13 protein-coding genes, 1 rRNA gene and 1 riboswitch are annotated in these 14113 nt (G+C 42.9%); all 14 genes read left to right on the top strand.

Annotation, left to right across the window (positions count from 1 at the left end):
• A 5S ribosomal RNA gene (rrf, locus tag AC4D4A_RS18905) occupies positions 1 to 74 on the top strand; the annotation flags it as partial.
• 465 nt (positions 75 to 539) lie between these two features.
• Positions 540 to 740, top strand: a complete 201-nt coding sequence (locus AC4D4A_RS18900; RefSeq protein ID WP_490997252.1) for an NETI motif-containing protein — start codon at positions 540 to 542, stop codon at positions 738 to 740.
• A 92-nt stretch (positions 741 to 832) separates the two neighbouring features.
• Positions 833 to 936, top strand: a riboswitch (purine riboswitch).
• 123 nt (positions 937 to 1059) lie between these two features.
• Complete coding sequence (gene purE / locus AC4D4A_RS18895) at positions 1060 to 1551, top strand: 5-(carboxyamino)imidazole ribonucleotide mutase (RefSeq protein ID WP_490997251.1); 492 nt, start codon at positions 1060 to 1062, stop codon at positions 1549 to 1551.
• Positions 1538 to 2713 (top strand): 5-(carboxyamino)imidazole ribonucleotide synthase, encoded by a 1176-nt coding sequence (purK, locus tag AC4D4A_RS18890; RefSeq protein ID WP_490997250.1) that lies wholly within the window; start codon positions 1538 to 1540, stop codon positions 2711 to 2713. The genes purE and purK overlap by 14 nt, the downstream gene beginning before the upstream one ends.
• Positions 2713 to 4005 carry an adenylosuccinate lyase gene (gene purB / locus AC4D4A_RS18885; protein WP_490997249.1) on the top strand — a complete coding sequence of 431 codons (1293 nt, stop codon included), beginning with the start codon at positions 2713 to 2715 and terminating at the stop codon, positions 4003 to 4005. Before purK ends, purB begins: the two co-directional genes overlap by 1 nt.
• Positions 4006 to 4110: 105 nt before the next feature.
• Entirely contained in the window at positions 4111 to 4836 is a 726-nt protein-coding gene (gene purC, locus AC4D4A_RS18880; RefSeq protein WP_490997255.1) for a phosphoribosylaminoimidazolesuccinocarboxamide synthase, read from the top strand.
• Positions 4829 to 5083, top strand: a complete 255-nt coding sequence (gene purS / locus AC4D4A_RS18875) for a phosphoribosylformylglycinamidine synthase subunit PurS (RefSeq protein ID WP_490997248.1) — start codon at positions 4829 to 4831, stop codon at positions 5081 to 5083. The genes purC and purS overlap by 8 nt, the downstream gene beginning before the upstream one ends.
• A complete protein-coding gene (purQ, locus tag AC4D4A_RS18870) occupies positions 5080 to 5763 on the top strand; it encodes a phosphoribosylformylglycinamidine synthase subunit PurQ (RefSeq protein WP_490997247.1) in 684 nt (227 codons plus the stop codon). The genes purS and purQ overlap by 4 nt, the downstream gene beginning before the upstream one ends.
• Positions 5747 to 7981 (top strand): phosphoribosylformylglycinamidine synthase subunit PurL, encoded by a 2235-nt coding sequence (gene purL / locus AC4D4A_RS18865; protein ID WP_490997246.1) that lies wholly within the window; start codon positions 5747 to 5749, stop codon positions 7979 to 7981. Before purQ ends, purL begins: the two co-directional genes overlap by 17 nt.
• Positions 7957 to 9375, top strand: a complete 1419-nt coding sequence (gene purF, locus AC4D4A_RS18860) for an amidophosphoribosyltransferase (RefSeq protein ID WP_490997245.1) — start codon at positions 7957 to 7959, stop codon at positions 9373 to 9375. Before purL ends, purF begins: the two co-directional genes overlap by 25 nt.
• A gap of 42 nt (positions 9376 to 9417) precedes the next feature.
• Positions 9418 to 10446 carry a phosphoribosylformylglycinamidine cyclo-ligase gene (gene purM, locus AC4D4A_RS18855; protein ID WP_490997254.1) on the top strand — a complete coding sequence of 343 codons (1029 nt, stop codon included), beginning with the start codon at positions 9418 to 9420 and terminating at the stop codon, positions 10444 to 10446.
• Positions 10447 to 10511: 65 nt separating this feature from the next.
• Positions 10512 to 11093 (top strand): phosphoribosylglycinamide formyltransferase, encoded by a 582-nt coding sequence (gene purN, locus AC4D4A_RS18850; protein ID WP_490997244.1) that lies wholly within the window; start codon positions 10512 to 10514, stop codon positions 11091 to 11093.
• Positions 11090 to 12622 (top strand): bifunctional phosphoribosylaminoimidazolecarboxamide formyltransferase/IMP cyclohydrolase, encoded by a 1533-nt coding sequence (purH, locus tag AC4D4A_RS18845; protein ID WP_490997243.1) that lies wholly within the window; start codon positions 11090 to 11092, stop codon positions 12620 to 12622. Before purN ends, purH begins: the two co-directional genes overlap by 4 nt.
• Before the next feature lie 19 nt (positions 12623 to 12641).
• Positions 12642 to 13913 (top strand): phosphoribosylamine--glycine ligase, encoded by a 1272-nt coding sequence (purD, locus tag AC4D4A_RS18840; RefSeq protein ID WP_490997253.1) that lies wholly within the window; start codon positions 12642 to 12644, stop codon positions 13911 to 13913.
• Positions 13914 to 14113: the final 200 nt, after the last annotated feature.

Below are 14113 nucleotides of genomic sequence, written 5' to 3'. Positions count from 1 at the left end.
ACACGGAAGTTAAGCTCTTCAGCGCCGATGGTAGTTGGGACGCGAGTCCCTGTGAGAGTAGGACGTTGCCGGGCAATACAGGAACCAGTTCAGTTTATGAACTGGTTTTTTTGTGCGTTTTTTTAGGGAACAAGGTCGAGTTATTAGCATGATTGGTACGCTGGAAAGAAGACATTAGTTGAAAAATGAGACAAAGGTGAATAAAATCTGAGAGAAAGCCTTGCTTTTCAACATTGAATCCAGGACAATCCACATTAAGCATATTGGCTCCGATTAACTACTCTATATAGATGGACCGGAGGAATAGGTTTTATGTCATCATTTATCTACGTCTTACCGCACATACATTAACGTGTTTTTGCTAGAGGACAGGTGTGAGACAACGCAGATTTTAAACTGAATTCCTTTCCATAAAGAAGAAAGCTTTTGCCAGTCCACGCTTACACCAGTCACATAAAATTCTGTAACAAAACTTCCGAAAAGAGTACTAAATGGGATACACTACTAGTAGAGTAAGTAACAGAAAGGACGAGGGTCGATTGGCTAAGCCAAAGAAACAAAGATTTGAATTGCAGGAGAATGAAAGCATTGATGAATGCCTGGAGCGTATGAAAAGGGAAGGATACTTTCCCATAAGACGTATGGAGAAACCAATTTTTAAGGAAGTGAAGAAGGGCGACCAGATAGAATATATTCCGGTTGCACGCCAGATTATTTTTGAAGGCAAATTAATTAATTGAAAACCGAACGATATTGCATTAAATAACAGAAGTGTTCGGTTTTTAGTTGACATACAATTAGCCCTATTGATAAGATAGGTACGAACAATAAACATTAAAATTAATACTTCTCTCATATAATAGCGGGGATATGGCCTGCAAGTTTCTACCCAAAGACCGAATAAATTTTTGGACTATGAGAGAAAGCGGACCTCACCTTATATGTGAGGGCATAGTACTTGTCCTAAGTGCTCGGTTTGGCATAGCATATAAGCTGTGTGGACTGCTTTCTCTTTTTTGAAAGTGTGTTCATGCAGCTTTTTATTTGGAGGCGAAAATGATGAATAACCCTAAGGTTGGAGTAATCATGGGAAGCATATCAGACTGGGAAACGATGAAGCATGCATGTACTATTCTGGATGATTTTGAGGTGGCTTATGAGAAAAAAGTAATTTCAGCTCATAGAACGCCTGATGTAATGTTTGAATATGCCCAAAGCGCGCGCAGCCGTGGAATCAAAGTGATTATAGCCGGTGCAGGCGGAGCAGCCCATTTACCTGGGATGGTAGCAGCCAAAACCACTTTGCCTGTAATTGGTGTGCCTGTGCAATCCCACGCTCTAAACGGTTTGGATTCTTTGCTGTCTATTGTTCAAATGCCGGGTGGTGTTCCTGTAGCAACGATGGCGATTGGCAAAGCCGGTGCAAAAAATGCAGGTCTTTTAGCAGTACAGATATTAGGGACCTTCGAGCAAGAATTGGCTGAAGAACTTGAACAATATAGATTAAAAATTCAAAGACAATCAATTGAAAGTTGTGATGAACTTGAGTAAGCAGGCACCAGTTATTTTACCTGGCCAGACGATTGGGATAATAGGTGGCGGTCAGTTGGGGCGAATGCTGGCATTGGCAGCCAGAAATTTAGGTTTTAAGATAGCTGTACTTGATCCTACACCCAACAGTCCATGCGGCCAAATTGCGGATGTGGAAATCTCCGCCCCATTTAATGATGTTGAGGCTCTGCAGCACTTGGCACAGATAAGTGATGTACTCACATATGAATTTGAAAATATTGATGCTGATGCATTAGATCAACTAAAGGGTAATTCATATATCCCGCAGGGTACGGATATATTGAGAATTACGCAGGATCGGGTTCTTGAAAAACAGGCGATTGAGAAATCAGGTGTCAAAGTTGCCCCGTACGAGGTCATTGCAAGTTTTGAGGATCTTTGCCAGGCTATTTCTAAACTTGGTTATCCTTCCGTGTTGAAAACAGCGCGAGGCGGTTATGACGGAAAAGGACAGCTTGTTATACGGAATAAAGAAGATTTAGCCAAAGGCTCTGAATTGCTGAGCCATGGAGTTTGTGTTTTGGAGAGTTTCATACCGTTTCAAAAAGAAATTTCAGTTATAGTAACTCGAAAATTGGATGGTTCTATACGGGTGTTTCCTGTTGCAGAGAATATTCATATCAATAATATTTTGCATCAATCGATTGTCCCGGCGAGAATCAATGCAAACGCTCAAATCCATGCGATTGGAGTAGCTGTACAATTGGCAGAATCAGTACAGTTAGTTGGTACATTAGCCGTTGAAATGTTCCTGCTCGACCACGATGATATTCTGGTGAATGAATTGGCGCCGAGACCTCATAATTCTGGACATTTTTCGATTGAGGCTTGTGAAACCTCTCAATTTGAGCAACATATAAGAGCGGTGTGTAATTGGCCGCTTGGTCATACTGAATTACATTCCAGTGCGGTAATGGTCAATATTTTGGGACAGCATTTGGAAGAGGTTATACAGGCTTTAGGGAATGAGCCTGATTGGAAAGTACATATTTATGGGAAGCGTGAAGCGAAGAAAGATAGAAAAATGGGGCATATTACAGTCTTAGGAGAGCATCCGATGGAAATATTGGAGGAGCTCAATCAAACAAGTGTATGGAATGAACAAATAGGAGACAAAAAAGAAAAGGTGGATATGAACTAATGATTGAACGTTATACAAGACCGGAAATGGGAAAGATTTGGACTGAGGAGAATCGTTTTCAGGCATGGCTCGAAGTCGAAATTTTAGCATGTGAAGCCTGGGCGGAGCTTGGTGCAATCCCTAAAGAAGATGTAAAAGTGATGAGAGAGCGTGCATCCTTTGATGTGAATCGTATCAAAGAAATTGAAGAAGAAACCAGACATGATGTGGTTGCCTTTACACGTGCCGTTTCAGAAACGCTGGGAGAAGAACGGAAATGGGTGCATTATGGTCTGACTTCTACAGATGTAGTCGATACGGCTTTATCTTATTTGCTCAAGCAGGCCAATGATATTTTAATCGCTGATGTAGAGCGGTTTATTACAATTTTGGCTGACAAAGCGAAGGAGCATAAATATACGGTTATGATGGGACGTACTCATGGCGTCCATGCTGAACCAACGACATTTGGTTTGAAAATGGCATTATGGTACGAAGAAATGAAGCGGAATCTAAAAAGACTAAAAGAAGCTGCAGATACAGTAGAGTACGGTAAAATCTCCGGTGCTGTTGGAACATATGCGAACATTGATCCATTTGTAGAAAAGTTTGTGTGTGAAAATCTTGGAATAAAACCTTCTCCAATCTCTACCCAAACCTTACAGCGCGACCGACATGCGCAATACATGTCCACACTAGCATTGATTGCGACTTCTATTGAAAAATTTGCAACTGAAATTCGTGGTTTGCAAAAGAGTGAGACACGTGAAGTAGAGGAATTCTTTGCGAAGGGACAGAAGGGTTCTTCCGCTATGCCGCATAAACGCAATCCAATCGGTTCGGAGAATATGACTGGGTTGGCCCGTGTGATTCGCGGTCACATGATGACGGCCTATGAAAATGTTTCACTTTGGCATGAACGGGACATTTCACATTCATCTGCTGAAAGAATTATCCTCCCGGATGCGACCATTTTATTGAATTATATGTTGAACCGCTTCGGTAATATCGTGAAAAACTTAACGGTATTCCCTGAAAATATGAAGCGTAATATGGACCGCACTTATGGTCTGATTTATTCACAGCGTGTATTGCTTGCTTTAATTGATAAAGGGCTGTCGCGTGAAAAAGCGTATGATACGGTCCAGCCTAAGGCGATGGAAGCATGGGAAACACAGGTTCAGTTCCGTGAGTTGCTGGATGCGGATGAGACAATAACGGCTTATCTTTCTGCTGAAGAACTGGATGATTGTTTCGATTACCGTTATCATTTGAAAAATGTAGATTTTATTTTTGAACGTATGGGGCTGTAATTTCAACAAGGGGCGCTACTTATGCTTAAAAGGTGAGGAGTGCCCCTTTCCATATTAAATCCATCCCGTGTTTGGCTTATCAGGATTATTACCATATAGGAGGATATCCAATTGGCTCAGAATGAATTTCTTTACGAAGGTAAGGCAAAGCAAATTTATGCAACTGATAATCCGAAAATCGTCCTAATCCGATACAAGGACTCCGCAACCGCATTTAATGGGGAAAAGAAAGCAATGATTGAGGGGAAAGGACATCTGAATAACGAAATCACGAGCTTGCTATTCGAATGGCTTCACCGTAAGGGTATTGAATCTCATTTTATTAAAAAAATATCAGAAACAGAACAGCTCGTTAAACGAGTTACCATTATTCCTTTAGAAGTAGTCGTCCGCAATGTGGCTGCCGGTAGTTTTTCTAAAAGATTGGGCGTAGAGGAAGGAAAGCCTCTTCTAAGGCCGATTGTAGAATTTTATTATAAAGACGATGCGCTTGGAGATCCACTATTAACAGAAGATCATATTGACGTTCTGGGCCTTGCTACAGCCAGAGAAGTCGAAATATTGAAAAAACGGTCCTTGCAAATCAATGAAACTTTGCAAAGCTTATTTGCTTCTATGGACATCAGATTAATAGATTTCAAGCTCGAGTTTGGTAAAGATGAGGAGGGTCATGTCCTGCTTGCTGATGAAATTTCACCGGATACTTGCCGTCTTTGGGATTCGCATACAAATGAAAAGTTGGATAAGGATGTATTCCGCCGGGATCTCGGCAGTTTAACAGATGCCTATAAAAAAATTCTTGCTAAGCTGGAGGACGTTCAACATGTATAAAGTAAAGGTTTATGTCACTCTTCGTGAAAGTGTATTGGATCCTCAGGGAGCTGCTGTACAAAAGTCATTGAATGCCCTGAACTTTCCTGAGGTTCGGGATGTGCGAATTGGCAAGTATTTGGAGTTAGAACTCTCTGAATCTACTGCTGATGTTGATGAGGCGGTCCGCAATATGTGCGAAAAATTGTTAGTGAATACGGTCATTGAAGATTATCGATATAGCATAGAGGAGGTTATCGGACAGTGAAATTCGCCGTAATCGTCTTTCCGGGATCCAATTGTGATATTGATATGTACCATGCCATTCGTGATGAGATTGGAGAAGAAGCGGAATATGTATGGCACACGGAAACGAGTCTCGAAGGCTTTGATGCTGTCCTGCTGCCTGGAGGGTTTTCATATGGTGACTATTTAAGGTGCGGAGCAATTGCTCAATTTTCCCCCATTATGGAGGCTGTGAAAAGAGCGGCATTGGATGGTATTCCGATCCTCGGTGTGTGTAATGGTTTCCAGGTATTACTGGAGGCGGGATTGCTGCCGGGAGCTATGCGGCGTAATGCTGATTTGAAGTTTATTTGCAGACTGCAAAAGCTGCGTGTAGTGAACAACAAAACTCCTTTTACGAGTTCCTATACTAAAAATGAACAAATCACTATCCCGATTGCTCATGGCGAGGGAAATTACTATTGTGATGAAGAGACACTGGAACAGTTAAAGACACAAAATCGAATTCTGTTTACGTATGAGGGAAATCCGAATGGCAGTCATCAGGATATCGCGGGAATTATGAATAAGCAAGGCAATGTTCTTGGGATGATGCCCCATCCGGAAAGGGCTGTTTCCTCCTTACTTGGCAGTGCTGATGGAATCAAGTTATTCAAATCGATTGTTCACTACTGGAGGGAAACAAATGTCGTTAATGCTTGAGCCAAGTCCAACCATGATTAAAGAAGAACGAATATATGCCACAATGGGATTGACAGATGATGAGTTTGCCAAGATAGAAAAAATTCTCGGACGCTTGCCAAACTATACAGAAATAGGCTTGTTTTCAGTTATGTGGTCTGAGCATTGCAGCTATAAAAACTCAAAGCCTGTATTAAAGAAGTTCCCTACAACAGGTGAACGAGTACTTCAGGGGCCCGGAGAAGGTGCGGGTATTGTGGATATTGGCGACGGGCAAGCGGTTGTTTTTAAAATTGAAAGCCATAACCATCCCTCCGCAATCGAACCATATCAAGGTGCAGCCACGGGCGTGGGCGGAATCATTCGCGATGTCTTTTCAATGGGTGCTAGACCGATTGCTTTACTGAACTCCTTGCGTTTTGGAGAATTAACAACTCCACGGATGAAGTACTTATTTGAGGAAATTGTAGCTGGGATTGCCGGATATGGAAACTGCATCGGAATACCGACTGTTGGTGGGGAAATTCAGTTCGATGCTTCCTATGAGGGGAATCCTCTTGTAAATGCGATGTGTGTCGGCTTAATCAATCATGAGGATATTAAGAAGGGTCAGGCGCATGGAGTTGGAAATACGGTTATGTATGTTGGAGCAAAAACAGGTCGTGATGGCATTCATGGAGCAACCTTCGCCTCGGAGGAATTAACAGATGATTCTGATTCTAAACGGCCAGCCGTACAAGTAGGGGACCCATTCATGGAAAAGCTTTTACTTGAAGCATGCCTGGAGCTTGTAAAATCGGATGCACTTGTAGGAATACAGGATATGGGCGCAGCTGGATTAATCAGTTCCTCTGCTGAAATGGCCTCCAAAGCAGGATCCGGAATTGAAATGAATTTAGATAAGATTCCTCAGCGAGAAACAGGAATGACATCTTATGAAATGATGTTATCTGAGTCACAGGAGAGAATGCTGATTGTAGTCAGAAAAAGACGGGAGCAAGAAATCGAAGAGCTGTTTGGAAAGTATGGCCTTGAAGCGGTCGCTGTGGGCACTGTAACGGAAGATAAAATGATTCGCTTAACACATCGAGGCGAAGTGGTGGCAAATGTACCGGCAGATGCACTAGCTGAGGAGGCGCCAGTTTACTATAAACCGTCAAAAGAGCCTAATTATTTTCAAGAGTTTCAAGCGATGGAAGATGAAGTACCTGTCATCAACAACTATACAGAAACTCTGCTTTCGTTATTGGCACAGCCAACCATAGCGAGTAAGGAATGGGTTTATGATCAGTATGATTATATGGTACGCACGAATACGGTCGTAGCGCCTGGTTCTGATGCAGCTGTCATTCGTATTCGCGGAACGGAAAAAGCGTTGGCTATGACAACGGATTGCAATTCGCGCTATCTCTATTTAGACCCGGAAACAGGTGGCCAAATCGCAGTGGCTGAAGCAGCGCGTAATATTATTTGTTCGGGTGGTGAACCGCTGGCGATTACAGACTGCTTGAATTTCGGGAATCCGGAGAAGCCTGAAATTTTCTGGCAGCTCGAAAAAGCGACAGATGGATTAAGTGCTGCATGTCGTGTACTAGGGACACCGGTGATTGGTGGAAATGTTTCCTTGTATAACGAAACAAATGGAGAAGCCGTCTACCCGACACCGGTCGTTGGCATGGTTGGGCTTATTCATAATCTTAAGCATATTACCACCCAATCCTTCAAAGACAAGGGTGATTTAATCTACTTAATAGGAGAAACATATGCTGAATTTGGCGGAAGTGAGCTGCAAAAATTCATGAATGATGGACGAATTTATGGGAAAGCGCCCCATCTCAACCTTCAGATTGAGAAAGAACGGCAGGATAAGCTGTTAAAAGCGATTCAGGCGGGTGCGGTTAAGTCAGCTCATGATCTGGCAGAAGGAGGATTATCCGTAGCACTCGCAGAAGGATTGTTTGGCGCAGAAAACCTTGGTTTTGAAGTGACTTTAGAGGGAGATTTGGCCACCCGGTTATTTGCAGAATCACAATCCCGTTTCCTTGTAACTGTATCGCCTGAACATGTCGGACCTTTCAAAGAAATCATTCCGGAAGCGGTTCAAATAGGTATTGTAACCGATACAGAAAAATACGTTATTCATGCCGGCCAGGAAGAGGCAGTTATTGATATTGAAGCAAAACAACTACTGAAAGCCTGGAAGGGAGCCATACCATGCTTGCTGAAATCCGTGGACTAAATGAAGAATGTGGATTGTTTGGGATCTGGGGACATACTGAAGCATCTCAACTAACCTATTATGGTTTACACAGTCTGCAGCACCGTGGACAGGAAGGAGCGGGAATGGTCGTTACAGATGGCCAAGTATTGAAATCGCATAAAGCAGAAGGACTCGTTAATGACGTTTTCAATCAAAAAATCATTGAGGATATGAAGGGACGGAGCGCAATCGGCCATGTTCGCTATGCGACAGCAGGTGGAGGCGGAGTGGCCAATGTTCAGCCATTTTTGTTTAATTCTCAGACTGTTGGTAGTTTTGCTCTCGCCCATAATGGAAATTTGGTAAACGCAAACCAATTGAAACATCAGCTCGAAATAGATGGAAGCATTTTTCATACAACCTCCGATACAGAGGTCCTGGCCCACTTAATTAGGCGCTCTGGTTCAGCTTGTTTTAAGGAGCGAGTAAAGCAAGCATTATCGTACGTTCAGGGGGCCTATGCATTTCTGGTCATGACAGAGACAGAAATGATGATAGCTGTGGATCCACATGGATTGCGTCCTGTCTCCATCGGGCGAATCGGTGACGGATATGTGGCTGCATCTGAGACATGTGCCTTCGATTTAATAGGAGCCGATTATATCCGGGATGTTCGGCCCGGAGAGCTGGTGACCATTAACGATGACGGCATCCAATCAGAGTATTTTGCTGAATCACAGGGCAGAGCCATGTGCAGTATGGAGTATATTTATTTTTCAAGACCCGATAGCAATATAGATGGTATTAACGTTCATACAGCCAGGAAGAACCTTGGAAAACAACTGGCTATTGAAGCGGAAATTGAGGCAGATGTTGTCACAGGTGTGCCGGATTCAAGTATATCGGCAGCCATCGGGTATGCCGAAGTAAGTGGGATTCCATATGAAATGGGGTTAATTAAAAATCGATATGTGGGACGGACCTTTATACAGCCATCCCAATCTCTACGTGAGCAAGGGGTGAAAATGAAGCTGGCCCCAGTGCGCGGTGTGGTCGAGGGAAAAAGGGTCATTATGGTGGATGATTCTATTGTAAGGGGAACGACCAGCAGGAGGATTGTGACGATGCTTAAAGAAGCCGGCGCAAAAGAGGTACATGTGTGCATTAGCTCTCCTCCAATCAAAAATCCCTGTTTTTATGGAATTGATACATCGTCCAAAGAAGAGCTGATTGCCGGCTTTAACTCCGTTGAGGCAATCAGGGAGATGATCGGAGCAGATTCTCTGACCTTTTTAAGTGTGGAGGGGACGGTTAAGGCAATCGGCAGGCCTTTTGGTGGCGAGTATCGAGGTCAATGCATGGCATGCTTTACGGGGAACTATCCAACTGAAATTTATGCCACCGATGATCAGGCATATGAAAAAATAAAGTAACGGCAATAGATTCTTGATAGGAAGCATGAAAGGATGGTCATTTTGTCGAACGCATATAAACGTGCAGGAGTGGATATTGAAGCAGGCTATGAATCCGTCTCACGTATGAAAAAGCATGTAAGCCGTACACAAAGACCAGAGGTACTCGGTGCTTTGGGCGGGTTCGGGGGTATGTTTGATTTGTCGGCATTGTCCCTTAAGGAGCCTGTACTCGTTTCGGGAACAGATGGAGTCGGGACTAAATTATTGCTCGCTATGATGATGGAGAAGCACGATACAATTGGTGTTGACTGCGTTGCCATGTGTGTAAATGATATTATTGCCCAAGGTGCAGAACCATTATATTTTCTTGACTATATTGCTTGTGGAAAAGCAGATCCAATAAAAATTGAGGCAATCGTAAAAGGAATAGCGGATGGATGTGAGCAGGCAGGCTGTGCCTTAATTGGCGGTGAAACGGCCGAAATGCCAGGAATGTATTCTGTAGATGAATATGATCTGGCAGGTTTTACGGTTGGTGCGGCAGAAAAAAGGAAGTTGATTGATGGAAGCCTTGTACGAGAGGGCGATGTATTAATTGGGCTGCCTTCAAGCGGGATTCACAGCAATGGGTTTTCGCTGGTGAGAAAGGTACTATTTGATGAATCATCAATGGAACTGGATCAATTTATCGAAGAGTTGGATTGTATGCTTGGAGAGGAATTACTGCGTCCGACTAAGATTTATGTAAAGCCCATCCTAGAAGTCTTGAAGTCCGGTTCAGTTCATGGAATCGCCCACATTACCGGAGGAGGATTTATCGAAAATATACCGCGCATGCTTCCGGATGGATTTGGGGCGGAAATTAAAAAAGGAACATGGGAAATCAATCCGATTTTCAACCTTATAAAAGATAAAGGATCACTTGAAGAGGATGACATGTATTCGATTTTTAATATGGGGATTGGCATGGTTCTAGCTGTACAGGCTGAAAAAGCGAGTGAGCTAATTGGTACCCTGAATCAATTGGGGGAAGACGCAAAAAGAATCGGTCGGGTGATTCAAAAAGAAGGCATAATTTTCGTTGATTGACAAAAAAGGCAAAGACAATTTAGTAGCTTATTAAGTTGAAATCATATAAGACTAAGGGAGAAGCTATGAAAAAAATTGCTATATTTGCATCAGGTAATGGCAGTAACTTTCAAGCGATAGCAGAAGCGGTGGAAAAAGGAAAATTGCATGCCTCGATAGAATTGCTGATTTGTGATCATCCAGGTGCTTACTGTATAGATAGGGCGGAAAAGTTAAATATTCCGGTATTCTCCTTTTCTCCAAAGGATTTTCCTTTGAAAGAGGATTATGAACAGCAAATTTTACAGGAGCTGCAGGCGAAAGAAGTCGCGATGATTGTTTTGGCAGGCTATATGCGATTAATTGGCTCAGTACTGTTAAGGGCCTATCCTAATCACATTATTAATATTCATCCTTCTTTATTGCCAGCCTTCCCAGGGAAAAATGCCGTTTTGCAGGCGATAGAGGCAGGCGTCGAAGTGACAGGGGTTACGGTTCATTATGTAGATGAAGGCATGGATACGGGGCCGATTATTGCACAGAGAGCCGTCTCGATACATAAAGGGGAGAGCGTGGAGGAGATCCACAGGAAAATTCAGCAGGTAGAGCATAACCTATATCCACGCATTATAGAGCAGGTAAGCAACGAACAGGAGGAGAAAGTATGAAAAAGCGGGCATTGATTAGTGTATCAAACAAAGAGGGGATTGTAGAATTCGCCAAAGGAGTTGCAGAGCTGGGTTTTGAGATTATTTCCACAGGGGGAACCAAAAAAACATTGTCGGATCATGGTATTCCAGTTATCAGCGTCAGTGACGTGACAGGTTTTCCGGAAATAATGGATGGACGCGTAAAAACTTTACATCCCTATATTCATGGGGGGCTCCTTGGAAAACAAAACGATGAATCCCATATGGCTCAGCTTGAAGAACAAGGGATTGCTCCTATTCAGCTGGTTTGTGTAAACCTTTATCCATTCCAAGAAACGATTGCTAAACCAGGAGTGACAGTTGAAGAGGCAATCGAGAATATTGATATTGGCGGTCCTGCAATGCTGAGGGCCTCTGCTAAAAACCATGAGTCTGTAGCAGTTGTGGTGGATCCTGCTGACTATGGAAAAGTACTTGATGGTTTCCGTAATGGAGAACTTTCCTTATTGGATAGAAGAAAGCTGGCGGCAAAGGTTTTTCGCCATACAGCGGCTTATGATGCCCTGATTGCTGAATACATGACAAATTTGGCAGAAGAGGATCAGCCTGAAAACTATACTGTTACATACACGTTAAAGCAACCACTTCGCTACGGTGAAAACCCTCATCAAAAAGCTGCGTTTTATGCAAAACCACTTGGCTCTACTTTTTCAATTGCAGCAGCCAGGCAGCTGCATGGTAAGGAGTTATCCTATAACAATATCAATGATGCAGATGCTGCCCTGCAAATCGTGAAGGAATTTGAACAGCCGGCTGCTGTTGCTGTGAAGCATATGAATCCTTGCGGTGCAGGAACTGGAGCAACTATTTATGAAGCATTCCAAAAGGCATATGAAGCGGATCCTACATCTATCTTTGGCGGTATTGTTGCGTTAAACCGGACAGTAGATGCTGAAACGGCGAAACTGCTTCATGAAATTTTCTTGGAAATTGTGATTGCCCCATCATTTACTGACGAGGCATTAGAGGTCTTAACATCTAAGAAAAATATTCGCTTACTTACCATTCGATTTGAGGGAAGAGAGAAAACGGAGAAAAAACTATCTTCCATTGCAGGTGGCTTGCTTGTTCAAGAGTCAGATAAGGCAACTATACAGGATGCAGAGCTTCAGGTTGTTACAAAAAGAGAACCTACTGAAGCTGAATGGAAAGCTCTTCAATTTGGATGGAAACTCGTAAAGCATGTTAAATCAAATGCAATCGTCGTAACAGATGAGCAAATGACACTGGGAGTAGGTGCTGGTCAAATGAATCGTATCGGTGCTGCGAAGATTGCCTTAGAGCAGGCTGGTGAAAAAGCGAGAGGCGCCATTATCGCATCAGATGCATTCTTTCCAATGGATGACACAGTAGAAGCCGCGGCCAAATCTGGAATTACCGCTATCATTCAGCCTGGCGGGTCAAAGCGAGATGAGGACTCTATAAAAAAAGCAGATGAGTATGGTATTGCCATGGTTACAACCGGAGTACGGCATTTCAAACATTAAGAGGGAGAGACATGAAATGATGAAAGTACTTGTTATAGGGCGCGGAGGTCGTGAACACGCTTTGGCCAGAAAATTTGCTGAGAGCAGGCGCGTTACAAAAGTATTTGTGGCACCAGGCAATCCTGGGATGGCAGATGTTGCTGAGATTGTGGATATCCAGGAGAGAGATCATACTAGATTAATTGATTTCGCGAAAGAAAATGAAATAGAACTAACATTTATAGGTCCGGAGACTCCGTTAGTGAACGGAATAGTAGATGAATTTCTGGCTCATGAACTAACCGTATTTGGACCTACCAAAGCTGCCGCCATAATTGAAGGAAGTAAGTCTTTTACGAAGGATTTGCTGAAAAAATATGATATACCTACAGCGGAATATGAAACATTTACGGATTACGAAGAGGCAGTCCAATATGTAAAGAAAAAGGGTGCACCGATTGTTATTAAGGCGGATGGTCTTGCAGCAGGCAAGGGTGTAGTCGTCGCGATGACCGAAGGGGATGCGCTCAATGCTTTAAAAGAAATGCTGATCAATCAGAGGTTTGGAGAGTCTTCTGAAAAAATCGTGATTGAGGAATTTTTGAGCGGTGAGGAGTTCTCCTTTATGGCCTTTGTAAATGGAGAAAAGGTCTATCCAATGGAAATTGCTCAGGATCATAAACGTGCTTTTGATGGTGATAAAGGTCCGAATACAGGTGGAATGGGAGCTTACTCTCCTGTTCCGCATATCAGTCAAGACATGGTTAGCCAGGCGTTAACGAAAATCCTGATACCGACAGCAAAGGCAATGGTGGAAGAGAGTAAATCATTCACTGGTATCCTATATGCCGGGTTAATTGCTGCTGCTGAGGGTCCAAAGGTGATTGAGTTTAATGCCCGATTTGGTGACCCGGAAACACAGGTCATCCTGCCAAGGTTAAAGTCAGATTTAATGGATGTGGTTGAAAACGTTCTGAATTCTGTCGATATGGATTTGGAATGGTCTGAAGAAAGCGCTCTTGGAGTCGTCATGGCAGCTAATGGTTATCCGGGTGAGTATGGAAAGGGCAGTATTATAAAAGGTTTAAAGTATGTTGATGTCGATACACATATTTATCACGCAGGGACAAATAGAAATGAACTGGGTGAGTTTTTGACAAATGGAGGAAGAGTCCTCCTAGTAACTGCACTCGGTAAAACATTGAAGATTGCCCAAAAAAAGGCTTATCGGGAGCTAGAGGGAATTCAATGTAATGGTCTCTATTATCGCCATGATATTGGAGAGCGTGCCATTGAAAAATATAACGGTTAGAGGCTATTTATTAGCTAGTTAGTAAAGCAAGGGAAAAAGAGAAAGAAGCATTAAATTAGCTACTGGTCGACCTAAAGAGGTCGGCCTTTTTCATATGCCAAAAAGGTATGCAGAGGGGCATGTTCAACGTTGGTGAAAAGTGGTCCAAACTCTTTCTGTTTAGTAATAGGATAAATTTCAAATTCATTTAATCAAACTTC

The sequence above is a fragment of the Pradoshia sp. Z5_111 genome (genome assembly GCF_058267535.1).
This window is presented reverse-complemented; position numbering and strand designations above follow the sequence as displayed.

Excerpts from the sequence above, each read along its gene's own strand:
- purL (WP_490997246.1), top strand. The coding sequence starts at position 5,747 with ATGTCGTTAATGCTTGAGCCAAGTCCAACCATGATTAAAGAAGAACGA.
- purS (WP_490997248.1), top strand. The coding sequence starts at position 4,829 with ATGTATAAAGTAAAGGTTTATGTCACTCTTCGTGAAAGTGTATTGGAT.
- purD (WP_490997253.1), top strand. The coding sequence starts at position 12,642 with ATGAAAGTACTTGTTATAGGGCGCGGAGGTCGTGAACACGCTTTGGCC.
- purB (WP_490997249.1), top strand. The coding sequence starts at position 2,713 with ATGATTGAACGTTATACAAGACCGGAAATGGGAAAGATTTGGACTGAG.
- purN (WP_490997244.1), top strand. The coding sequence starts at position 10,512 with ATGAAAAAAATTGCTATATTTGCATCAGGTAATGGCAGTAACTTTCAA.
- purE (WP_490997251.1), top strand. The coding sequence starts at position 1,060 with ATGAATAACCCTAAGGTTGGAGTAATCATGGGAAGCATATCAGACTGG.
- purK (WP_490997250.1), top strand. The coding sequence starts at position 1,538 with ATGAACTTGAGTAAGCAGGCACCAGTTATTTTACCTGGCCAGACGATT.
- purF (WP_490997245.1), top strand. The coding sequence starts at position 7,957 with ATGCTTGCTGAAATCCGTGGACTAAATGAAGAATGTGGATTGTTTGGG.
- purH (WP_490997243.1), top strand. The coding sequence starts at position 11,090 with ATGAAAAAGCGGGCATTGATTAGTGTATCAAACAAAGAGGGGATTGTA.